At 68.6% G+C, this 22,904-nt stretch carries 19 protein-coding genes; 16 read left to right on the forward strand and 3 right to left on the reverse strand.

The features are described 5' to 3' along the window. Nucleotides 1-120: 120 nt before the first annotated feature. Nucleotides 121-1,515, reverse strand: coding sequence for an IS1380 family transposase (locus QFZ69_RS08780; protein WP_306917360.1), 1,395 nt, complete (start codon nucleotides 1,513-1,515; stop codon nucleotides 121-123). 292 nt (nucleotides 1,516-1,807) lie between these two features. On the opposite strand from QFZ69_RS08780, the gene efp reads away from it, so the two are divergent. The 3 genes from efp to QFZ69_RS08795 all read left to right on the forward strand — a co-directional run bounded on the left by efp (nucleotide 1,808) and on the right by QFZ69_RS08795 (nucleotide 3,861). Beyond that, nucleotides 1,808-2,371, forward strand: a complete 564-nt coding sequence (gene efp / locus QFZ69_RS08785) for an elongation factor P (RefSeq protein WP_306917362.1) — start codon at nucleotides 1,808-1,810, stop codon at nucleotides 2,369-2,371. Continuing rightward, complete coding sequence (gene nusB / locus QFZ69_RS08790; RefSeq protein WP_306917364.1) at nucleotides 2,371-2,781, forward strand: transcription antitermination factor NusB; 411 nt, start codon at nucleotides 2,371-2,373, stop codon at nucleotides 2,779-2,781. Before efp ends, nusB begins: the two co-directional genes overlap by 1 nt. A 99-nt stretch (nucleotides 2,782-2,880) precedes the next feature. After that, nucleotides 2,881-3,861, forward strand: a complete 981-nt coding sequence (locus QFZ69_RS08795) for a serine hydrolase (RefSeq protein ID WP_306917366.1) — start codon at nucleotides 2,881-2,883, stop codon at nucleotides 3,859-3,861. A gap of 16 nt (nucleotides 3,862-3,877) precedes the next feature. Here the strand turns inward: QFZ69_RS08795 and QFZ69_RS08800 are convergent, their stop codons facing one another. Together QFZ69_RS08800 and QFZ69_RS08805 are read right to left on the reverse strand one after the other, a co-directional pair. After that, on the reverse strand, nucleotides 3,878-5,119 hold the full coding sequence (locus QFZ69_RS08800) for a PrsW family intramembrane metalloprotease (protein WP_306917368.1): 1,242 nt from the start codon (nucleotides 5,117-5,119) through the stop codon (nucleotides 3,878-3,880). A 199-nt stretch (nucleotides 5,120-5,318) separates the two neighbouring features. Continuing rightward, nucleotides 5,319-7,127: a DUF222 domain-containing protein gene (locus QFZ69_RS08805; protein WP_306917370.1), complete on the reverse strand. Its 1,809-nt coding sequence runs from the start codon at nucleotides 7,125-7,127 to the stop codon at nucleotides 5,319-5,321. 304 nt (nucleotides 7,128-7,431) lie between these two features. Here QFZ69_RS08805 and pyrR point away from each other — a divergent pair, with 304 nt between their 5' ends. The 13 genes from pyrR to QFZ69_RS08870 all read left to right on the forward strand — a co-directional run bounded on the left by pyrR (nucleotide 7,432) and on the right by QFZ69_RS08870 (nucleotide 22,826). Next, a complete protein-coding gene (gene pyrR / locus QFZ69_RS08810) occupies nucleotides 7,432-8,043 on the forward strand; it encodes a bifunctional pyr operon transcriptional regulator/uracil phosphoribosyltransferase PyrR (protein ID WP_306917371.1) in 612 nt (203 codons plus the stop codon). Beyond that, on the forward strand, nucleotides 8,040-9,038 hold the full coding sequence (locus QFZ69_RS08815; protein WP_306917373.1) for an aspartate carbamoyltransferase catalytic subunit: 999 nt from the start codon (nucleotides 8,040-8,042) through the stop codon (nucleotides 9,036-9,038). The genes pyrR and QFZ69_RS08815 overlap by 4 nt, the downstream gene beginning before the upstream one ends. Then, nucleotides 9,038-10,417 (forward strand): dihydroorotase, encoded by a 1,380-nt coding sequence (locus QFZ69_RS08820; RefSeq protein WP_306917375.1) that lies wholly within the window; start codon nucleotides 9,038-9,040, stop codon nucleotides 10,415-10,417. The genes QFZ69_RS08815 and QFZ69_RS08820 overlap by 1 nt, the downstream gene beginning before the upstream one ends. Beyond that, nucleotides 10,417-10,935 carry a hypothetical protein gene (locus tag QFZ69_RS08825; protein WP_306917377.1) on the forward strand — a complete coding sequence of 173 codons (519 nt, stop codon included), beginning with the start codon at nucleotides 10,417-10,419 and terminating at the stop codon, nucleotides 10,933-10,935. Before QFZ69_RS08820 ends, QFZ69_RS08825 begins: the two co-directional genes overlap by 1 nt. Beyond that, the gene (gene carA / locus QFZ69_RS08830; RefSeq protein WP_306917379.1) at nucleotides 10,916-12,181 is read left to right on the forward strand and encodes a glutamine-hydrolyzing carbamoyl-phosphate synthase small subunit; all 1,266 of its coding nucleotides are present in this window, start codon (nucleotides 10,916-10,918) and stop codon (nucleotides 12,179-12,181) included. Before QFZ69_RS08825 ends, carA begins: the two co-directional genes overlap by 20 nt. Further along, nucleotides 12,181-15,534, forward strand: coding sequence for a carbamoyl-phosphate synthase large subunit (gene carB, locus QFZ69_RS08835; protein WP_306917381.1), 3,354 nt, complete (start codon nucleotides 12,181-12,183; stop codon nucleotides 15,532-15,534). The genes carA and carB overlap by 1 nt, the downstream gene beginning before the upstream one ends. Beyond that, nucleotides 15,527-16,408: an orotidine-5'-phosphate decarboxylase gene (gene pyrF, locus QFZ69_RS08840; protein WP_306917384.1), complete on the forward strand. Its 882-nt coding sequence runs from the start codon at nucleotides 15,527-15,529 to the stop codon at nucleotides 16,406-16,408. The genes carB and pyrF overlap by 8 nt, the downstream gene beginning before the upstream one ends. A gap of 173 nt (nucleotides 16,409-16,581) precedes the next feature. Beyond that, the gene (gene mihF, locus QFZ69_RS08845) at nucleotides 16,582-16,899 is read left to right on the forward strand and encodes an integration host factor, actinobacterial type (protein WP_306917386.1); all 318 of its coding nucleotides are present in this window, start codon (nucleotides 16,582-16,584) and stop codon (nucleotides 16,897-16,899) included. A gap of 38 nt (nucleotides 16,900-16,937) precedes the next feature. Continuing rightward, nucleotides 16,938-17,510 carry a guanylate kinase gene (gmk, locus tag QFZ69_RS08850; protein WP_306917388.1) on the forward strand — a complete coding sequence of 191 codons (573 nt, stop codon included), beginning with the start codon at nucleotides 16,938-16,940 and terminating at the stop codon, nucleotides 17,508-17,510. A gap of 39 nt (nucleotides 17,511-17,549) precedes the next feature. Then, complete coding sequence (gene rpoZ, locus QFZ69_RS08855) at nucleotides 17,550-17,810, forward strand: DNA-directed RNA polymerase subunit omega (protein ID WP_211881006.1); 261 nt, start codon at nucleotides 17,550-17,552, stop codon at nucleotides 17,808-17,810. Between the two features lie 25 nt (nucleotides 17,811-17,835). Next, on the forward strand, nucleotides 17,836-19,113 hold the full coding sequence (gene coaBC, locus QFZ69_RS08860) for a bifunctional phosphopantothenoylcysteine decarboxylase/phosphopantothenate--cysteine ligase CoaBC (protein ID WP_306917390.1): 1,278 nt from the start codon (nucleotides 17,836-17,838) through the stop codon (nucleotides 19,111-19,113). 78 nt (nucleotides 19,114-19,191) lie between these two features. Next, entirely contained in the window at nucleotides 19,192-20,427 is a 1,236-nt protein-coding gene (metK, locus tag QFZ69_RS08865; protein WP_306917393.1) for a methionine adenosyltransferase, read from the forward strand. A 194-nt stretch (nucleotides 20,428-20,621) separates the two neighbouring features. After that, nucleotides 20,622-22,826 (forward strand): primosomal protein N', encoded by a 2,205-nt coding sequence (locus QFZ69_RS08870; RefSeq protein ID WP_307000043.1) that lies wholly within the window; start codon nucleotides 20,622-20,624, stop codon nucleotides 22,824-22,826. Nucleotides 22,827-22,904 lie beyond the last annotated feature (78 nt).

Here is a 22,904-nt window from a genome sequence, read left to right on the forward strand (position 1 = left end):
GTTTGATGGGGCAGGGTCGTTCTGATCTGGGTCCGGGTTCGGTCGATGGGCATGACGGGGTTGCCGGCCTTGCTGCCGGTGGTGTTCCTTGGTCCTGGTTGCGCCGAGTCGGCTGGGTGGTCAGATGGTGGCGGTCCGTGGTGGCCCGCAGGCCGCTTCGAAGAGATTTGACCAGCTGGTTTCCCAGGGCCAGTTGGCGGGCAGGTGCAGGATGATTCTCCGTGCCGAGGTCGCGATCCTGGCGGGGACGGTGATGATTTTTCGGCGGATGGTTCCGCTGCGTGCCTTGCCCAGGTCGGTGCTGGCGAGGGTGCCGATGGCGCGTGAGAGGTTGAAGGCGATGGCCGCCAGGACCAGCCAGGCTGCGTTGGCGGTGAATTTTCCCGAGGGCAGGTGCGCCAGGGCACTGTCTTTGAGGTCTGCGTTGACCTGCTCGATTATGGCGTGTTGGCGGTGGGTTTTGTCTGCGGTGACGGTGTCTAGGGCGCTGGTGGTGAAGAAGGCGTGGAAGCGGTGGGTGTCGAACAGGGTCTGTTGCCCCGCGCTGGCTTTGGCGTTCAGTTCCGGGATCCGGCGCACGACCAGGCGCCCGTGGATGCGTTCGGCTTTCTTTCGGCCCACGAAGGCAGTGAAGGCGGTTTCGGCGACTTCCGCCGAGGAAATCCAGGCTCCGGTGGTTTCATCGCGGACTGCGTCGGTGTATTGGATTGTGGTCCAGGCCTGCTCGTTGATGGTGGCGATGGAGCGTTTGACGGCCGGGTCCATCCTGGCGGTAATGGACACTTTTGCGCCTGCGCGGTGGGCAGCGGCGACAACTGAGTGGCCGTAGAACGCGCTGTCGGCACGCAGCAGCACCAGCCCGGTGGCGTCCTTGCCACGCAGCCGTTTCACGGTGGCAAGGATGTCACCGATGAACTTCCCCGCCCCGCGCGGGGACCCGGAGCTTCCCTTGCGCAGCCTCGCGCCGATGATGACCGGCGCCGCGGTCGCGGTCGAGAGGATCCCGATCAGCGCGTTCAATCCCCGGACCCCTGAGTAACCGTATCCGGAACCCTGTTTCCGGTAGCCGTGGACTTCCTTGATGGTGTCGTCGATATCGACCAAAGCGTAATCATCGATACCGGAGGCGATCGGGGCCACGGCGGCGACGTTCACCAGCCACCGGGCCGCGAGGGCGTCGAGCTGGCGGACATGGCCGAAAGTGAACGCCCTCAGGAACGATCCCAGAGTCGACGGGGCATATGCGCCGGCGAAGAGTTTCTTCATCCCGCCGTGCCGCAGCAAGGCCATGTCATCGATGGAATCGGCCCCGGCGACCATGCCCGCGACCATCGCAGTGACCTTCAACCCCGCATTTGCGCCGAAGTATCCGGGCAGCGTCAGCCACTGATCAGCGAGTTCGCCCAGGCAGGTTTTCATCGCCAGCGCCATCGCCGGGACCAGCCCTGCGGCCGACACGAGATTGGAATCATCGAACGCGGCTGACACGCGCGTGGATCTATGGAAAAGTTGCACCTACGAGATGCCTCTCGGATTGGCCAAACGGAGTTCTAGACAAACCCCATTTTTGCCGATCCGACAGGCATTCTCCGTTTAAACCGCCGCTCCAACCTCAACCCGACCGGTGGATCGAGGCTAAGGCGCCGTGCCGGAGGCAGCCAGGAAGCCCGTCCGGCGGGGGGCCGCCGGACCCGGTAGAATGGTTCTTGGATTTTTGATAATTACGCGCTGGCGGGCCGCATGGCATGCCTGCCCGACATAAGCAGCTGGCAGCCAGAACCAGTTCGAAAAGAAACCAGAGGATACAGTGGCAACCACTAACGACATCAAGAACGGCACCGTCCTTAAGCTTGAGGGCCAGCTCTGGAACATCATCGAGTTCCAGCACGTCAAGCCCGGCAAGGGTGGCGCGTTCGTGCGCACCAAGATGCGCAACGTGATGTCCGGCAAGGTCGTCGACAAGACCTTCAACGCCGGACTCAAGATCGAGACCGCCACCGTTGACCGCCGCGATTACCAGTACCTGTACCAGGACGGCGCCGACTTCGTGTTCATGGACACCACGGACTTCGACCAGCTGACCGTGCCCGGCGCCACCGTTGGCGACGCCACCAACTTCATGCTCGAGAACCAGATGGTCAACATCGCCATCCACGAGGGCAACCCGCTGTACATCGAACTTCCCCCGAGCGTCGTGCTCGAGATCACCTACACGGAACCGGGCCTGCAGGGTGACCGTTCCTCGGCCGGCACCAAGCCCGCCACGCTTGAGACCGGTTACGAGATCCAGGTGCCCTTGTTCGTCGAGAACAACACCAGGGTCAAGGTCGACACCCGCGACGGCAGCTACCTCGGCCGGGTCAACGACTAGTGAGCGCCCGCGGTAAGGCCCGCAACCGGGCCCTGGATGTACTCTTCGAGGCCGAGCAGCGCTCCGTCTCGGCGTTCGACGTGCTGAAGTCCCGTCGCGAACAGACGGACCAGATCGTCAATCCGTACACCCTCGAAATCGTCGAGGGCGTCGTCTCCCACCAGCCGGCGATCGACGAGTTCCTGGAAACCTATTCACAGGGCTGGACCCTGGAGCGGATGCCGTCCGTAGACCGCATCATCCTGCGGATCGGCACCTGGGAGCTGCTCTACAACGATGATGTGCCCGACGGCGTTGCCGTGAGCGAGGCCGTGGCGCTGGCCAAGACCCTCTCCACCGACGAGTCGCCGCAGTTCATCAACGGCCTGCTGGGCCGCCTGCAGCAGCTGAAACCTTCGCTGCTCGCCTGACACCACGCAGAAGGAACCCCGTTCAGCTCACCTGGACGGGGTTCCTTTTTTGTCCGCAACCTCCTTTGACCGGCAGCCCCGGGCGGATATCGTGGGCGGGTGACTCAAGATCCAGTGCTCGCTGCGGCGCTCAGGACCGGGCTCGGGCCGCGGCCTTCCCGGTTCGCAGCCGCCGCCGTGACCATCGATGATGTAACTCTGGCGGTCGACGGCGTCGCACCCGATGCCGACTTCGAAATTGGCTCCATCTCCAAAGGGATCACCGGCCTGTTGTACGTGGACGCGTGCGCGCGGGGCGAGATTCGTCCGGACGCGACCCTGGGGGAGTTGTTGCCGCTGGGCGGCGGTGCCGTCGCTGGCCTCAGGCTCCTGGACGTGAGCCGGCATTCCTCCGGGCTCCCGAGGCTGCCCCCGGGACTTCCGGGGGCGGCTTCCCGGCTGAAGCGCACGGTTTCATACCTCGTGCACGGGACAAATCCTTACGGCGGGAGCCTCGTGGAACTGCTGGAGCAGGCACGCGCGGTTCGGCTCCAGCCGCCGCGGCCGCGGTACTCCAACCTCGGCTTTGAACTCCTCGGCCACGCCATCGCTGCCGGGGCCGGGATGGGCTACCGGGAACTCGTCGCCACCCGCCTCTGTGCGCCGCTGGGTCTCGACTCGGTCTACCTGCCCGCCACGCCCGCCGAGCTGCGACCGGAAGCCCTCACCGGCTGCAGCCGCTCCGGTCGCGCGAAGGAACCCTGGACGGGGGAGGCCCTGGCACCCGCCGGAGGCATCCGGGCGTCCATCCGCGACATGGCCAGGCTCACCCAGGCGCTTCTGGACGGTTCGGCCCCGGGGCTGTCCGCCCTGGACCCGGTGGCGGACTTCGCCGGTCCGGCGGCTCGCATCGGCGCCGCATGGATCACGCTGGAGGTCAAAAGACGCCGGATCACCTGGCACAACGGCGCGACCGGGGGATTCCGCAGCTGGATCGGCCTGGACCGGGAGGCGGGTGCCGGTGTCGTGTTGCTGTCGGCTTCCTCACAGCCGGTGGACCGCCACGGCTTTGCGCTGCTGCGGGAGCTGGCGGCGCACTGAAGGCGCTCCCCTTCGGTTAACGGACGACGGCGGCGCGCAGGCCGACGACGTCGGAGAGCAGGCGTTGCTCGTCGTGCTGGTGGGCCGGTACGTCCCGGCCGCTGAGGATCCGCTGCCGGGTGAAGGCAAGTTGCGTCGCGGCGTGCAGGAAGGCCTTCATCTGCGGACCCCGGTCGACGGATCTGGCCCAGCGCAGGGCCGTACGCCGGCCCGCAGGTGTGGACACCATTTCCACCTCCGCGGGCGTGAACCAGCCGGTCGCCGCGTACTCCTTGAGCCGCTGGCGGGTCAGCCGCCGTTCCGCGACCCGCAGCAGCACAATGACCAGGACCGCCAGCAGGAAGATCGGCACCTGGACCAGGATGTACTGCGCCAGGAAGTCCTCTCCCATGCTGTTCCAGCCGCTGTGCAGCAGCATTGCGGGGATCAGGCCGACGGCGAACGCCACCACGGACAGCCCGTTATGCCAGCGCCGTGCGGCAATGCCAAGAATGAGTCCGGTGGTCCCGGTGAAAATGGCGTGCGCGAAGGGCGACATGACGCCGCGCAGGAAGAACACCACCGCGAGATCGGTGCCGGGGTCGGAAGATTCGGCGATGGCCCGGCCGAAGTACAGGATGTTCTCGGTGAACGCGAAGCCGCCGGCGACCGTGAAGGCGAACACCACGCCGTCGACCGGGCCGTCGAAGTGCCGGCGCGCGAACAGCAGGAGCAGCAGCAGGCCCAGCGACTTGGCGAACTCCTCGACCACCGGCGCCTGCACGGTGACGGCGAAGGTCCGGTAGTCCAGTCCGGACGCCGGTCCGGCGGCGAGCGAGAAGTATGGCTGGATCAGAAGGGTGACCGAGATGGAGACCACCGCCCCCCAGACGAAGGCGAAGAGCAGCAGACGCTTGGGCTCGGGCTCCCAGCGGTCGATCACGCGCACGGCGAGCAGAACCGCGCCAAGCGGCAGCAGCGAAGCGACGAAGCCGACGACGAAGCCCGCGATACCGGTGCTGCCCAGGACGAACGGCAGGACCGTGAACAGGCTGATGAAGCCGAGCGCCCCGCCGCCTGCCACCAGCCCCACCGCGCCGGTGGAACGCCGGCTGCTGCGGGCGGCCGGAACGGCGGGAGGCAGGGCGGTCTGGGGCCGGCCCGCGTAGTTCGCCGGTGCCGGCCGGTAATGCTGTTCCGGGACGTGCCCCATCCAGCTCGGGTTGGCTTGCTGCGGCAGCGGCGCGTGGCCGCCGGAATGCGGATTGGAGCTCGTCATGGACAAGAGCCTAGGGGATTTCCTCGTTAGCGGGGGTGAGACTCCCGGACCTGCCGGTCAGGCGCTGTTTCGGCAGGTTCCGGGCGTGGTTTACTTCAGCACCGGGTGCGGATGAGGTGACTTTCTGGGCCAGTTGGCGAGGTTGGTCCTGCGTTGGAGTGGTCTCGCTGAGCGTCCGTCAGGTCAAGCACTATTTCCGTCAACCGAACATCGGCCGCGCCGCCAGCCCCGGTGGGATTGGCGAAAGGCTTCGGGAACTTGCGGTGGCCTGCCCTGCCCTGGCTTTTGCCGGGGAGCCTCCGGCGGGCAATGAGTGCCAGGCGGTGAAGGAGTGCCGGGCTGTGAATTGGTGCCAGTCCGGGAAGGGATCGGTGGGCAGTTCCGGTTCGGGATTCCGGGACAGTTCCGGTTCGGGATCGCGGCCGGGGTCCTGGCCGGGGTCCTGGCCGGGGTGCCCGATGGGCGCCGGGTCCGGCTGATGGCCTGGATCTGCGGGCAGGCCGTGGTCCGGGCCGGGGTCTGGGCCTGGGTCGGTGTCTGTGTTTGGGTCGGTGGTCAGGATGTGGTGTGGCCAGTGGGGTGGTTCCCAGTCCTGGTGTTCGCTGGGGTAGTGCCGCCGTGACGGGGAGGTCCACCCGGGTGGGTTGTCTTTGCTGGCCCCGGTTGGTTTCCAGGCGGAGCCGTGTTTGAGGCGGTGGTGCCGGGGGCAAGGTTGGCCGAGGTTGGAGATGCCGGTGGTGCCTCCGTCGGCCCAGGCCAGGAGGTGGTCTGCTTCGTTGTCCAGGGAGTGGTTGTTGCAGCCGGGGAAGGGGCACCTGCCGTCGCGGAGGCGGAGCCATTGGCGCTGGGTCTTGTTGAGGCGGTAGCTGGTCCGTCCGATTTCCAGCGGGGCGCCGTCGCGGGGGTCGGTCAGGACGCGGTAGAAGGAGTCGGCGCCGTCGGTGATCAGGCGGCGGGCCATGGACGGCGGGATCGGCCCGTACCCGTCCAGGGTGGCTGGTTCCTCGGTGACGCCCAGGAGGGACAGGACCGGGACGGTGATCAGGACCTGCGCCCGCGGGGACGGCACACCCCCGCCCCCGGCAATACCGCCCCCGGCAATACCGCCCCCGGCCATGCCGCCGGCGCCGGTGCCGGTGCCGGTGCCGGTGCCGTGGCTGGTGAGGAGCCAGGTGGCGGTGATGTCGGCGCGGAGCTGGGAGAGGGGCCGGGCCTCGTGGGGGCCTTGGAGGGCGCGGGCGGCGGCGGTGGTCCGTTCCCAGATCCCGGCGGGCGTGTCGGCCGGGAGGTAGGCGGAGAGCCAGGCCATGCCGTCCCGGTCCGGGAGGAAGTCGACCCGCCGGTCCCCGGCGCTTGTGCTGTGGCGTTTTTCGATGCTGACCGGGTGGTGGCGTTCGCGCCAGGCGCGTGCCTTGGCGCGGAACCGGGCCGGGACGAGGTCCCCGGCCGGGGCCCCGCGGGCGGGGTTTGAGGCGTCGGGGTCCAGGAAGTGCGCTTCCAGCGCGGCCGCTCCGTCCGGGTCCAGGCCGCTGGTTTCCTCGACGATGATCCGGGCGTGCTGCCAGGAGATCGCGCCGGCCTGCAGGGCCGTCAGGGTCAGCGGCAGCGCCGTCGTCAGTGCCTGGCATTCAGACAGGAGGGCACCGGCGGTCCGTTCACTGACGGTCAGGACACACGCGACCTCAGCGACCAGGGCCATCTCCTGGACGGTGCATTCCCGCGGGGACGCCGCCGGTGACGCCAGGGCCCGGGTTGCCTGCACGTATTCCGCCGCCAGCCGCACCTTCAGCGCCGCGGTCCGGGCTTCCAGCCGGGCCACCTCGGCGAGAGCGTCCAGGCAATCATCCGCCAGATCCCGCAGCGGATCGGCGTCGTGCAGGGAAACGACGCCGGGCGGATCCGGGCGGTCCGCGCCGGAGCCGGTGCCGGCAGCAAGCACAGCAGCGGACGCGGCGACGGCCTCCAGGGCCTCCCTGCTTTCGACACTCCAGGCTGTTCTGCTGTCCATACCCCCACCCTAAGAGGAGGCACCGACATTCTAAGGAGGCACGTCTTAGGTCATACACCTAGGGACTGGGAATCCCTTGCTGACCTCCCAGGGAGGCGAGAGTGCGCCCAAGCTGAGGTGTATGCCGGCCTGTTCGGCCTGTTCGGCCTGTTCGGCCTGTTCGGCCTGTTCGGCCCGGCGGCGCGGCTGTGACGCACAACGCCCCGGTCCGGGGCAGGTCCGGGGCGGCCGCTGTGGTAATTTGAAAGGGCAAATGATCCTTTTTTAATTCCGTCCCGTGAGGCGGGGAAAGGGGAGACGAGCGTTGACTTCTGTTCCAGAAGCACCGGTTCCGGCCAAGGTTGTTCTTACCCGAGTGGTACTCAGCCAGGCGGACATCGACCGTGCACTCACTCGTATCGCCCATGAAATCCTCGAGTCCAATAAGGGCTCCCAGGACCTGGTCCTGCTGGGCATCCCGCGGAGGGGCTACCCCCTCGCCGTCCGGCTCGCCGAAAAGATTGCCGCCGCAGATCCCACCGTGGACGCCGCCGCGATCGTGGGCCAGCTGGATGTCACCATGTTCCGCGATGACCTCTCCCACCAGCCGACCCGGCCGCCGTACCCCACCCAGCTTCCACGCACCGGAATCGACAACAAGGTCGTTGTGCTGATCGACGACGTCCTCTACTCCGGGCGCACCATCCGCGCCGCCCTCGACGCGATCATCGACCTCGGCCGTCCGCGCATTGTCCGCCTCGCCGTGCTGATCGACCGGGGCCACCGCGAACTGCCCATCCGCGCTGACCACGTCGGCAAGAACCTGCCCACCTCCTCTTCAGAAAAAGTCCGGGTCCGGCTCGAAGAAACCGACACCGTCGACGGGGCGCCCGACGGCGTCCGCGTCAATGAAGTGGTCATCGAGGCCACCGCATGAGGCACCTGCTCTCCACCGAAGACCTGAGCCTGCACAACGCCGTCCGCATCCTCGACACCGCCGAGGAAATGGCCGCCGTGGGGGAGCGTGAGGTCAAGAAGCTCCCCGCGCTGCGCGGCCGTACCGTGGTGAACCTGTTCTTCGAGGATTCCACCCGCACCCGGATCTCCTTCGAGGCCGCCGCCAAGCGGCTCTCGGCGGACGTCATCAACTTCGCCGCGAAGGGCTCCTCCGTGTCCAAGGGCGAGTCGCTCAAGGACACCGCCCAGACCCTGGCCGCGATGGGCGCCGACGCGGTCGTGATCCGGCACTGGGCTTCGGGCGCGCCGCACCGGCTTGCCGCCACGGACTGGATCGACGCCGCCGTCATCAACGCCGGCGACGGCACGCACGAACACCCCACGCAGGCGCTGCTGGACGCGTTCACGATGCGCCGGCACTGGTCCAGGCTTGCCGGAACCCCGTCCGCCGGGGCGGACCTCACCGGCATGCGGGTTGCGATCGCCGGTGATGTCCTGCACTCCCGGGTGGCCCGCTCCAACGTCTGGCTGCTGCGGACCCTGGGCGCCGAAGTCACCCTCGTGGCGCCCCCGACCCTGCTGCCGATCGGCGTCGAAAAGTGGCCCTGCACCGTCAGCTACGACCTCGACGAGACCCTCGCCAAGGGCGTGGACGCGATGATGATGCTCCGCGTGCAGGGCGAGCGGATGAACGCCTCGTTCTTCCCGACGACGCGCGAGTACTCCCGACGCTGGGGCTTCGACGACAACCGGCTCCGCGCCCTGGACGGCCTGGGCCTCAAGGACACCATCATTCTGCACCCCGGCCCGATGAACCGGGGGCTGGAAATTTCCGCCGCAGCCGCGGACTCGCCCCGCTCCACTGTGCTCGCGCAGGTGCGCAACGGCGTCTCCATCCGGATGGCCGCCCTTTACCTGCTGCTCTCCGGGGACACCCGCGAACCAGCCGCCAATTCCACGAAGGAGAGCCACTGATGGCATCACAGCAACAGGACACCGGCACCAACGGCGCCTACCTGATCCGTGGCGCCGCCATCCTCGGCGGGGTCGCTGAAGACCTCCTGATCCGGGACGGCGTCATCGCCGAACGCGGCCACGGTCTGTCCGCCGACGGGGCGACCGTGATCGAGGCCGCGGGCCTCGTCGCACTGCCCGGCATGGTGGACATCCACACGCACCTGCGCGAACCCGGCCGCGAGGACGCCGAAACGGTCGAGACCGGCACCCGCGCCGCGGCCCTGGGCGGCTACACGGCCGTGCACGCGATGGCCAACAGCACCCCGGTGGCGGACACCGCCGGCGTCGTCGAACAGGTCCTGACCCTCGGCCGCACGGCCGGCTGGGTGGACGTGCGCCCGGTCGGGGCCGTCACCGTGGGCCTCGCCGGGGAACAGTTGGCCGAACTCGGTGCCATGGCCGATTCCCGCGCCCGCGTCCGGGTCTTCTCCGACGACGGCATCTGCGTCCACGACCCCGTGCTGATGCGCCGGGCGCTGGAATACGTCAAGGCGTTCGACGGCGTCGTGGCCCAGCACGCCCAGGAACCCCGGCTGACCGCGGGTGCCCAGATGAACGAGGGCGAAGTCTCAGCCGTCCTCGGGCTCACGGGCTGGCCCGCCGTCGCCGAGGAAAGCATCATTGCCCGCGACGTCCTCCTCGCCCAGCACGTCGGTTCGCGGCTGCACGTCTGCCACGTCTCCACCGCCGGGTCCGTGGAAATCATCCGCTGGGCGAAGTCCCGCGGCGTCAACGTCACGGCCGAGGTCACCCCGCACCACCTGTGGCTCACGGACGAGCTGGCCCGCAGCTACGACCCGGTCTACAAGGTCAACCCGCCGCTGCGCACCGACGCCGACGTCCAGGCCCTGCGCGCCGCGCTGGCCGACGGAACGATCGACGTCATCGGCACCGATCACGCCCCGCACCCGAGCGAACACAAGGAATGCGAGTGGGCGCAGGCCGCGATGGGCATGACCGGGCTGGAAACCGCGCTCTCCGTGGTGCAGCACACCATGATCGAAACCGGGCTGATGGGCTGGGCGGACTTCGCCCGCGTCACCTCCGCCGCCCCGGCCGCGATCGGCCGGCTGGAGGACCAGGGCCGCCCGCTCGACGCCGGTGAACCCGCCAACGTCACACTCGTGGATCCGGCTGCGCGCTGGATCGTGGACCCTTCTAAGATGGCAACCATGGGCCGTAACTCTCCGTTTGCCGGCCGGGAACTTCCGGGCAAGGTGGTGGCGACGTTCTTCAAGGGCCACCCCACCGTCCTCGGCGGCGAACTCAACACCCCGTACCGGTGGCTCCCGGAAGCGCCGGGCAGGTCCGACAGCGCCGCGGCGGGCCGCAACTGATGGTCAAGGACCTTTCTTTGCTCCTCACACTGGTCCTGACCGGCGTCGCGCTTACGCTGATCTGGCTCGGCTGGCGGAACCGCCTGCGCCGCCAGGCCTACGTCGAGCCCTTGCCCGAGGTCCCGGCGGAACTCGGCTCCCCGCTGGCGGCGGCCGAAGGCCAGTACGTCGCCTCCACCACCGCCGGTGACTGGCTGGACCGCATCGCGGTCCACAACCTCGGAATCCGGACGAACGCCGAACTCAGCGTCCACCCCGAAGGAGCGCTCTTCGAGCGCTCCGGCGCCGGCCCCGTCTTCATCCCGGCCGCCCGGCTCACCGGCGTGCGCCAGGAAAGCGGCATGGCCGGAAAGTTCGTCGAAAAGGACGGACTCCTGGTTCTCAGCTGGATGCTCGGCGGCCATGAGCTGGACACCGGGTTCCGCACCCGGCACGCCGACGACAAAACGACCCTCCTCAACGCCCTGCAAGATCTGATCTCCGCAGCCCCTCAGGCCAATGCCGATAGTGGAAAGTAACAACGTGACGGAAAACCCCACAGTGACAGAAGCGGAAGCGACGGCAAACGCAGCCGCCTCCACCCCCGCGGCCCTCGTGCTCGAGGATGGACGGATCTTCCGCGGCACCAGCTACGGCGCCACCGGAACCGCGCTCGGCGAGGCTGTGTTCGCCACCGGGATGACCGGCTACCAGGAGACCATCACCGATCCCTCCTACGCCCGCCAGCTTGTGGTCCAGACGGCCCCGCACATCGGCAACACCGGCGTGAACAAGGACGACGCCGAGTCCCGGCGCATCTGGGTGGCCGGCTACATCGTCCGCGACGCCGCCCGCCGCCCGTCCAACTGGCGCTCCGAGCGGTCCCTCGACTCCGAGCTGGTGGAGCAGGGCATCGTCGGCATCCAGGGCGTGGACACCCGCGCCATCACCCGCCACCTGCGTGAGCACAAGACCATGCGCGCCGGGATCTTCTCCGGCGATGCCGCCCGCGCCACGGACAAGGAACTCGTGGACACCGTCCTGGCCAGCGCCCCGATGGAAGGCTCCCGCCTCGCCGAGGAAGTCAGCGTGGACAAGGCCTACACCGTCGAGCCGAAGGACTGGGGCTGGGACGGCGAACCGCGCTTCAGCATCGCGGCGATCGACCTCGGGATCAAGCGGATGACCCCGATCCGCCTCGCCGAGCGCGGCGTCCGCGTGCACGTGCTGCCGGCCACCTCGACCATCGAGGACGTCAACGCGGTGAACCCGGACGGCTTCTTCATGTCCAACGGTCCGGGCGACCCGGCCACGGCGGACAACCAGGTGAAGCTGCTCCGTTCGGTGCTGGACGAGAAGATCCCGTACTTCGGCATCTGCTTCGGCAACCAGATCCTGGGCCGGGCCCTGGGTTTCGGCACGTACAAGCTCCGCTACGGGCACCGCGGTATCAACCAGCCGGTGCTGGACCGCCGCACCGGCAAGGTGGAAATCACCTCGCAGAACCACGGCTTCGCCGTCGACGCCCCGCTCAACGGCGCCACCCAGGCGCCCGAGGAACGGTTCGGCCGCGTCGAGGTCAGCCACGTAAGCCTCAACGACGACGTCGTCGAAGGCCTGTCCTGCCTCGACATCCCGGCATTCTCGGTGCAGTACCACCCCGAGGCCGCCTCCGGCCCGCACGACGCCGCCTACCTCTTCGACCGCTTCATCGACCTGATGGCGGACAGCAAGAAGGAAACGGCCAAAACTTCCACCGAATCCAAGACTGAGGACAAGAAGTAATGCCTAAGAGAACTGACCTTAAGAGCGTCCTGGTCATCGGTTCCGGCCCGATCGTGATCGGCCAGGCGGCCGAATTCGACTACTCCGGCACCCAGGCACTGCGCGTCCTCAAGGAGGAAGGCCTGCGCGTCATCCTCGTCAACTCCAACCCGGCCACCATCATGACGGATCCCGAGTTCGCCGACGCCACCTACATCGAGCCGATCACCCCCGAGGTGGTTGAAAAGATCATCGCCAAGGAACGCCCGGACGCGATCCTGCCCACCCTGGGCGGCCAGACCGCACTCAACACCGCGATCGCGCTGGACAAGAACGGCGTGCTGGAAAAGTACAAGGTGGAACTGATCGGCGCCAACATCGCCGCGATCGAGCTCGGCGAGGACCGCGAGAAGTTCAAGGGCGTCGTGGAACGCTGCGGCGCGGAATCGGCCCGCAGCCACATCATCCACACCATCGACGAGGCCCTGACCGCGGCCGAGGATCTCGGCTACCCGATGGTCGTCCGGCCCTCCTTCACCATGGGCGGCCTCGGCTCCGGCCTCGCCTACGACGAAAACGACCTCCGCCGGATCGTCGGCCAGGGCCTGCAGTACAGCCCCACCAGTGAGGTGCTGCTCGAAGAGAGCATCCTCGGCTGGAAGGAATACGAGCTCGAGATGATGCGCGACAAGAACGACAACGTCGTGGTCGTCTGCTCCATCGAGAACTTCGACCCGGTCGGCGTCCACACCGGCGACTCCATCACCGTCGCCCCGGCCCTGACCCTGACGGACCGCGAATACCAGCGCCTGCGCGACATCTCCATCGCCGTGATCCGCGAAGTCGGCGTCGACACCGGCGGCTGCAACATCCAGTTCGCCGTCGAACCGGACACCGGCCGCGTCGTCGTGATCGAGATGAACCCGCGCGTCTCCCGGTCCTCCGCCCTCGCCTCCAAGGCCACCGGCTTCGCGATCGCCAAGATCGCCACCAAGCTCTCGCTGGGCTACACCCTGGACGAGATCCCCAACGACATCACCCAGAAAACCCCGGCCTCCTTCGAGCCGACCCTGGACTACGTCGTCGTGAAGGTCCCGCGCTTCGCTTTCGAGAAGTTCCCGGCGGCCGACCCCACCCTGACCACCACCATGAAGTCGGTGGGCGAGGCCATGGCGATGGGGCGTAACTTCACCGAGGCCCTGCAGAAGGCGCTGCGCTCCCTCGAGCAGAAGGGCTCCCAGCTGGACTTCAGCCACGTCCCGGAGTGGGAAGTCGCCGAGCTGATCGAGAAGTCCAAGCGCCCCACCACCGACCGCCTGCACCAGGTCCAGCGCGCCCTGCTCGGCGGCGCCACCGTCGAACAGCTTTTCGAAGCCACCAAGATCGACCCCTGGTACCTGGACCAGCTCCAGCTGCTGAACGAGATCTCGCTCGAAATCCGGCAGGCATCCGCCCTGACCCCGGAGATGCTGCAGCGCGCCAAGCGCCACGGCTTCTCCGACGAGCAGATCGGTGCCCTGACCCACAACTCGGAGGACGTCGTCCGCGGCGTCCGGCAGGCCCTCGGCATCCGCCCGGTCTACAAGACCGTGGACACCTGTGCCGCCGAGTTCGCCGCGTACACGCCGTACCACTACTCCTCCTACGACGAGGAGGACGAGGTCGCGCTGCACGCCAAGCCGTCCATCATCATCCTCGGCTCCGGCCCGAACCGGATCGGCCAGGGCATCGAGTTCGACTACTCCTGCGTGCACGCCTCGATGGCGCTCCGCAAGGCCGGTTACGAGACCGTGATGGTCAACTGCAACCCGGAGACCGTCTCGACTGACTACGACGTCTCCACCCGGCTGTACTTCGAGCCGCTCACCCTCGAAGACGTGCTCGAGGTCATCGCCGCCGAGGAACGCACCGGCGGCGTGATGGGCGTCTTCGTCCAGCTCGGCGGCCAGACCCCGCTCAAGCTCGCCCAGCAGCTCGCCGACGCCGGCGTGCCGATCCTCGGCACCTCCCCGGAAGCGATCGACCTTGCCGAGCACCGCGGCGCCTTCTCCCGCGTCCTCGACCAGGCCGGGCTCGTCTCGCCGAAAAACGGCACCGCCGTGTCCTTCGAGGACGCCAAGAAGATCGCCGACGAAATCGGTTACCCGGTGCTGGTCCGCCCGTCCTACGTCCTCGGCGGCCGCGGCATGGAAATCGTCTACGATGAGCCGAACCTGTCCCGCTACATCGCCAACGCCACCGAAATCACCACGGAGCACCCGGTGCTGATCGACCGCTTCCTCGAGGACGCCGTCGAAATCGACGTCGACGCGCTGTACGACGGCAAGGAGATGTACCTCGGCGGCATCATGGAGCACATCGAGGAAGCCGGCATCCACTCCGGCGACTCGGCCTGCGTGCTCCCGCCGATCACGCTGGGCAACAACGTGCTCGAACGCGTCCGGACCGCCACCCTGGCGATCGCGGAAGGCGTGGGGGTCCGCGGCCTGATCAACATCCAGTTCGCCCTGGCATCCGACGTGCTCTACGTCCTGGAAGCCAACCCGCGGGCCTCCCGCACGGTCCCGTTCGTCTCCAAGGCGACCGGCGTGCAGATGGCCAAGGCCGCTGCCCTGATCGGCACGGGCGTCACCGTCAACCAGCTCCGCACCGCCTACAAGATGCTGCCGGAAACCGGCGACGGCTCGACGCTGCCGCTCGACGCCCCGGTCTCGGTCAAGGAAGCCGTGCTGCCGTTCAGCCGCTTCCGCACCCCCGAGGGCAAGGTGGTCGACTCGCTGCTCGGCCCCGAGATGCGTTCCACCGGCGAGGTCATGGGCATCGACAAGCACTTCGACACCGCCTTCGCCAAGAGCCAGGCGGCCGCCAACAACGCGCTGCCGACCGAGGGCAAAATCTTCGTCTCGGTCGCCAACCGGGACAAGCGCTCGGTCATCATGGGCGTCAAGCGGCTCTCGGACCTCGGCTTCGAGATCGTCTCCACCGGCGGCACCGCCGACGTGCTGCGCCGCAACGGCATCCAGGCCACCCCGGTCCGGAAGGTCGCCGAGGGTTCCAGTGCCGAAGGGGAAGGCACCATCGCCGACCTCGTCATCGCCGGCGAGATCGACATGGTCTTCAACACCCCCTCCGGTGGCGAAGCCCGCAGCGACGGCTACGAACTGCGCGCCGCCGCGACCTCAATCGGCATCCCGTGCATTACCACGGTCGCGGAGTTCAATGCCGCGGTCCAGGCGATCGAGGCGCTGCGCACCTACGAATGGTCCGTCACGAGCCTGCAGGAGCACGCTGCCGCCCTGGCGGCCTCGCAGGCCGCCTCGCGAAATTCGGCCGCGCAGACCGCTTCGCAGATCGCGGCCCCGCAGAATGCCTGAGCCTGAGGCACCAGCAACGGCCGGCCGGAAGTCCTTCGGCTTCCGGCTGGGCCGGGCCATGGCCGAGCGCGGTCCGCTCTGCGTCGGGATCGACCCGCACCCGGCGCTGCTGCAGCGCTGGGGCCTGAACGACGACGCCGCGGGGCTGGAGCGCTTCTCGCTCACCGTGCTGGAAGCGGTGGGTCCGCTCGCTGCCGCGGTCAAGCCGCAGGTCGCCCTGTACGAGCGCCACGGCTCCGCGGGGATGGCCGTGCTGGAACGGACCCTGGCCGCGGCCGCGGAGGCCTCGGTCCTGACCATCGCCGACGCCAAGCGCGGCGACATCGGCTCCACCATGGCGGCCTACGCCGATGCGTGGCTGCGGGACGGTTCGGCCCTGGCCGCCGATTCGGTAACCCTGAGCCCGTATCTGGGCTTCGAGTCACTGCGGCCGGCCCTCGACCTGGCGGCGCAGAGCGGGCGCGGAGTGTTTGTTCTCGCCCTGACCTCCAACCCCGAGGGCGCGTCGGTGCAGCACGTCGGCGGCGCGGATTCCGTGGCCCGTCGGATCGTGCAGGCGGCAGCGGCGGAAAACCTCCGGTACTTCGCTTCTGCAACCGCCGGGGATCTGGCGTCCGTCGGTCTCGTCGTCGGCGCCACGGTCGGCTCCGCCCTCACCGAACTGGACCTGGACCTCGCCGCCGTCCGCGGCCCGATCCTGGCCCCCGGCCTGGGCGCCCAGGGTGCCACCGCGGCGGATCTGCGCCGGACATTCGGGACGGCCTACGGGCAGGTGCTGGGAACCTCCAGCCGGGAGATCCTCGGCGCCGGACCGCGGATCCAGGACCTGCAGAACGCGGCCCTGCGCACCCTCGAGCAGCTGCGCGCGGCCTGACCTTCGGACAAGCTGGGACCGGGGCAATCATCCATTGATTTCTCCCGCGTCCAGACTGTAGGTTCAGGACACGCCCACGGCAACGGCCTTGGGCGCTGTCTCGCAGGGCCATTCCACCGGAGCCTTTTGACGTACCGCCAGACAGGCCCGGCAGCGCAGCAGGGAGGACTTCAGTGAGTTTGCGACCCCTCACTCCGCAGGAGCGTGCCGACGCCTTGGGTAAGGCGGCTGCCGCCCGGACCACCAGGGCGGCGGCCAAGGATCGGCTGAAGTCCGGGGAGCTGAGCATCGCGCAACTGCTCAGCTCCGGCGACACCGATGACGCCATCGCCCGGATGCGGATCGTGGAACTGCTCGAGGCCTTGCCTGGGATCGGGCGGGTCCGGGCCGCAGCCATCATGGAGCAGCTCGGGATTGCCGCCTCGCGGCGGGTCCGCGGCCTCGGCGTTCACCAGCGCCGGGCGCTGGTAGATTTTATAGACGACAAATAGCTTCACCGGCTATGCCAAAACACCGCCCAAAGGAATACGTGAGCAAGAATCCGGGACTGACAGTCCTCGCCGGCCCGACGGCTGTTGGTAAAGGCACTGTGTCCACTTACATCCGGGACAACTATCCCGGCGTCTGGCTTTCCGTCTCGGCGACCACCCGGCCGCCGCGCCCCGGGGAGGTGGACGGCGTCCATTACTTCTTCAAGACCGCCGAGGAATTCGAATCCCTGGTGGAAAACGGCGAGCTGCTGGAGTGGGCCGTGGTCCACGGACGCAACCGCTACGGCACGCTCCGCAGCACCGTGGAAGCCGCGATCGCCGAGGGCCGGTCCGTGCTGCTGGAGATTGACCTACAGGGCGCCCGGCAGGTCAAGCAGGCCGTCCCGGAGGCCCAGTTCGTGTTTCTGGCGCCGCCGAGCTGGGATGAAATGGTGCGCCGCCTGGTGGGCCGCGGCACGGAAACAGCCGAAGAACAGCAGCAGAGGCTGGAAACCGCTAAACTAGAACTTGCCGCTGAACCGGAGTTTGACCACACCGTCATCAATGATGACGTTCGACGGGCAGCGGACGAGCTTGTTTCACTCATGGGGCTGACCCCGAACCCACGCTAGGCGCCGGGACGTATCGGCCCGTTAGAATTTGGAGAATTCGTGTCCACGAACCTTGAAGGCATCATCAACCCGCCGATCGACGAGCTGCTGAAGGCCGCCGACTCGAAGTACGGACTGGTAATCTTCGGCGCCAAGCGCGCACGTCAGATCAACGCCTACTACGCCCAGCTGCACGAGGGCCTGTTCGAGTACGTCGGCCCGCTGGTCGACACCAAGCTCAACGAGAAGTCGCTTTCGATCGCCCTGCGCGAAATCAACGAAGGCAAGCTCGTCTCCACGCCGGTCGAAGCTGCCGAGTAATTACGTAGCCGTAGACGGAGGTCACGTGCGCATAGTCCTCGGAGTCGGGGGAGGGATTGCCGCCTACAAGGTGGCGTCGCTCCTCCGGCTTTTTACTGAAGCGGGCCACGACGTCACGGTCATCCCTACGGAGGCCGCAACGCGCTTCGTCGGCGTTGCCACCTGGGAAGCCCTGTCCGGGCATCCGGTCAGCAACAGCGTCTTCGACGACGTCCACACCGTCAACCACGTCCGCCTCGGCCACGAGGCCGAGCTGATTGTGGTGGCCCCCGCGACCGCGGACCTGCTGGCGCGCGCGGCAACGGGACAGGCTGACGACCTGCTCACCAACACCCTGCTGATGGCCGGCGGCTGTCCGGTGCTGATGGCACCCGCCATGCACACCGAGATGTGGCAGCACGCCGCCACCCAGGCCAACGTCGAGACGCTGCGCAGCCGCGGCGTCACCGTGCTGGAACCGGCCTCGGGCCGGCTGACCGGCACGGACTCCGGGCCCGGCCGGCTGCCCGAACCCGAGGCCATCTTCGAGGCGTCCATGGCCCTCGCCGGCGCCCCGGCGGTGCCCAACGCCCCGGCCGGGCTGCCGGCGGAAGACCTGCCGGCGGGGGGCCTGCCGCTGTCCGGGCTGACGGTCACCATCAGCGCCGGCGGCACCCGCGAACCGCTGGACCCGGTGCGTTTCCTCGGCAACCGTTCCTCCGGCAAGCAGGGCGTGGCCCTCGCGGTCGCCGCCCGCGAGGCCGGCGCGAAAGTCAGACTCCTCGCCGCCCACATGGAGGTCCCGGCTCCCGAGGGCGTTGAACTGGTCCGGGTGGAGACCGCCCTGGAGCTGCGGAAGGCCGCGCTGCAGGCAGCCGCGGACTCCGACGTCATCATCATGGCCGCGGCCGTCGCCGACTTCCGCCCCGCGGACATCTCCGGCACCAAAATCAAGAAGCGCGACGACGTCGCCGATCCCGTCATCTCCCTGGTCCGTAATCCGGACATCCTGCGGGAGCTTGTCGAGGTCCGCGACGCCGCGTCCCGGAACCAGTTCATTGTCGGCTTCGCGGCCGAGACCGGGGACGCCGACGGTGACGTCCTGGCGTACGCGGCGGCCAAGCTGCGGCGCAAGGCCTGCGACCTGCTGGTGGTCAACCAGGTGGGCAAGGACCGGGTTTTCGGCGAGGACACCAACTCGGTAGTCATCCTTTCCCGCTCCGGCTCCGAACCCCAGGAGGCCTCGGGTGCCAAATCCGATGTTGCGGCTGCCGTCATCGACCGGATCAGCGCCGAGTTAAGCCGGCTTGTGCCGCCGGCCTAGCCCTGGCGTAAGCAACGTCTCCTTAGCACAGGGACACACGCCGCCGGACGCCCGTTTTCCAACCAGTAAGGTAGTTGAGTGACTTTACCGCTGCACATCCCCGACTTCCACGGGTCCACGCCCGCTTCGCTCCGGCTGTTCACGTCCGAGTCGGTGACCGAGGGACACCCAGACAAGATCTGTGACCAGATCAGCGATGCGATCCTCGACGCCCTGCTGGCCAAGGACCCCGAGTCCCGGGTGGCAGTGGAGACCCTGGCCACCACCGGGCTGGTGCACGTGGCCGGCGAGGTCACCACGGACGCCTACGTTGAAATCCCGCAGATCGTCCGCGAGACCATCCTGGGCATCGGCTACGACTCTTCGGCCAACGGCTTCGACGGCGCCCGCTGCGGCGTGTCCGTGTCCATCGGCCAGCAGTCCAACGATATTGCCGGCGGCGTATTCAACTCGCTGGAAGCCCGCGAAGGGCGCCAGGAAGATGACTACGACCTCCAGGGCGCCGGCGACCAGGGCCTCATGTTCGGCTATGCCAGCGACGAGACCGCCTCCTACATGCCGGTCCCGATCTGGCTCGCGCATCGGCTCTCCGAACGCCTCACCGAGGTCCGCAAGAGCGGCGAACTGGCCTACCTCCGCCCGGACGGCAAGACCCAGGTCACGGTCGGCTACGACGGGGACCGTCCCGTCTCGGTCGAGACGGTCGTCATCTCCAGCCAGCACGCCGAAGGCGCCAGCCTCGAACAGCTCCGCGCCGACCTGGCAGCGTACGTCGTCGACCCGGTGCTGGCGATGTCCAACCTGGACATCTCGCGGGCACGCAACATCCTGAACCCGGCCGGTGCCTTCGTCATCGGCGGCCCCGTTGGCGACGCAGGCCTCACCGGCCGGAAGATCATCGTGGACACTTACGGCGGCATGGCCCGCCACGGCGGCGGTGCCTTCTCCGGCAAGGATCCGTCCAAGGTGGACCGCTCGGCCGCGTATGCGATGCGCTGGGTCGCCAAGAACGTGGTCGCTGCCGGACTCGCCAAGCGCGCTGAAATCCAGATCGCCTACGCGATCGGCCAGGCCCGCCCGGTCGGCACCTATGTGGAGACCTTCGGCACGGAGACCGTTGACCCCGCGAAGATCAGCGCCGCAATCGCCGAAATCTTCGACCTGCGTCCGCGTGCCATCATCGACGCCCTGGACTTGAAGCGGCCCATTTACGCCAAGACCGCCGCGCACGGCCACTTCGGCCGGGAGGATCCCGACTTCACCTGGGAGCGGCTCGACCGGGTGGACGAGCTGAAGGCTTTCTTCAACGCCTGAATGTCATAGCCGTGTGATGGACTTTAGCCAGGCCGCCGTTCCGGGGGCCTGGCTGGTCTTTTTGTTGATGTGCTGCCGTTGAACTGGCGCCGATGAGCTGCCGTTGGGCTGCCGCCGCTGCCGCCGGACTGCTGCAGCGCTGTCGCGGAACTGCTGCCGGCCGAGTTGGAACGTCTGAACGGAGGTAGGTGCCCATGGCCCAGGTCCCTTCCGGCGTGCCGGCGCATGATGAGCCCTTCCAGCTGTCGCTGCTCTCCGGCTTCCCAAGCTCCTCCACTGCCGCTGCGACCTCCGGACCTGCCCTCGCCGCCGAACTGCCGGTGGCGCGGGTGCTGATCGAGTCATCCCTCCCGCACCTGGACCGGCCCTTCGACTACAGCGTCCCCGCGGACCTCGACGCCGCGGCCCGGCCCGGTGTGCGCCTGAAGGTCAAATTCAATGGCCAGGAACTTCCCGGCTACCTGTTGGAGCGGGTCGCGGAATCCGACGCGGGCCACGCCCTCGTGCCGGTGCACCAAGTCGTTTCGCCGGTCCCCGTTCTTATGCCCGCCGTTGCGGAGCTCGCCGGGCGCGTGGCGGCCCGTTACGCCGGAACCACCAGCGACGTCCTGCGCGTCGCAGTGCCGCCGCGGATGGCGAAACTGGAAAAGGAATTCGCTCCGGACGGTCACCTGGACCCCGCCCTGTTTGCGGACGCCGGGGCTGACGGCGGTGCCGGAGCGGCAATTCCTGCCGGCCTGGAGGCCTCCAGCTGGGCGGGTTACCGCAACGGTCCCGCGTTCCTCCAGCATCTCTGCGCGGGGGAGTCGCCCCGGGCCGTGCTGGCCGCGCTCCAGGGCTACGGCGCCGGGGGCTGGCCCCGGATGATCGCCGAGGCGGTCGCTGCCGTCCGTCTGTCCGGCCGGGGCGCCGTCGTGGTGGTGCCCGACTACCGGGACCTGGACCGGGTGGAAGCGGCCCTGCTGGATCTCCTGCCCGCCGGGGACGTCGCCCGGCTCACCGCCGACGACGGCCCGACACCGCGCTACCGGAGCTACCTGCGGATCCTCAGTGGGGCCGCCGGAGTCGCCGTCGGCACCCGCTCCGCCGCGTACGCGCCGGTCCACAACCTTGGTCTCGTGGTCTGCTGGGACGACGGCGACGACCTGCACATCGAGCAGCGCTCACCGTACGCCCACGCCCGCGAGGTCCTACTGCTCCGTGCCGGCCAGGAGGGGGCAGCCTGCCTGCTCGCAGGACATACCCGCAGCACCGAAACGCAGCGGCTCGTCGCCTCCGGCTGGGCGTGGCCCGTCGAGGCGGACCGCACCGTGGTGCGCCGCACCGTTCCGCGGGTGCAGAACACCGCGGACAGCTTCGAGCTGGAGCGCGACCCGCTGGCCCGGGTCGCCCGCCTTCCCGGCGCAGCCTGGCGGGCTGCCAAGGAGGGCCTGGAACGCGGGCCCGTCCTCGTCCAGGTAGCCCGCGCCGGCTACGCCCCCTCGCTGGCCTGCGAGACCTGCCGCGAACCCGCCCGGTGCACCGCCTGCAGCGGTCCGCTGGCGATTGCGGGGTCCACCGGTAACTCCGCCGTGCCGCAATGCCGCTGGTGCTCGGCGCCGGCTCCGGCCTGGCGCTGCAGCACCTGCCACGGGATCCGGCTCCGGCGGGGCGCCACGGGGGCACTCCGCACGGCAGAGGAACTCGGCCGCGCGTTTCCAGGCACACCCGTTCTCACCTCCTCCGGCGACCGGGTGCTGGCCGCCGTCCCGGACACGAAGGCGCTCGTCGTGGCGACCGTCGGGGCGGAACCGGTCGCCGCCGGCGGTTACGCTGCCGCCCTGCTGCTCGACGGCGACTCGCTGCTGCGCCGCGAAAACCTCCGGGCCGGGGAAGACGCCGTCCGCCGCTGGTTCAACGCCGCGGCCCTCGTCCGGCCTGCCGCCGAGCGGGGCCTTGTGGTCATCACCGCGGACGACACCGCTGGCGTGGGCGCCCTGCTGCGCTGGGATCCCGCCGGCTACGCGCAGCGGGAACTGGCGTTGCGGCAGGAGCTGCAACTGCCCCCGGCCGTGCGGATAGCCTCCGTCACCGGCGGCCGGACCGCCGTCGGACACTTCATCCAGGCCGTCGAGCAGCGGCTGGGCGGGCAGGGGATCGTGCTGCGGGCCGCCGGACCGGCACCACTCGTCCTCGCGGCCGGGCCAGGCGCCGGGACAGGCACCGGGGCAGGCGCCGGATCCGGCGGTGCCGTGAAGGCCGCGGCCCGGGCCGGTGAAGACGTCCGCACCCTGCTGTTCATTCCGTATGCCCAGGCCGGGGATGCCACCAGGGTGATGCGTGCGGTGAAGGCCGCGGCGGCCGCGAAACGCAGCGACGACCCGGTCCAGCTGCGCCTGGACGGGGTCGACGTCCTCTAGGACGTTCCCGGTGGGTCAGCATTGTTTCCTGACTGGTTCTTCCGGCGCTGGCGCAGCAAGCCGGTGACCGGCCCCGCC

Origin of the sequence: Arthrobacter sp. V1I7, assembly GCF_030817015.1 — a bacterium.
In the GTDB taxonomy this organism is placed as follows: domain Bacteria; phylum Actinomycetota; class Actinomycetes; order Actinomycetales; family Micrococcaceae; genus Arthrobacter.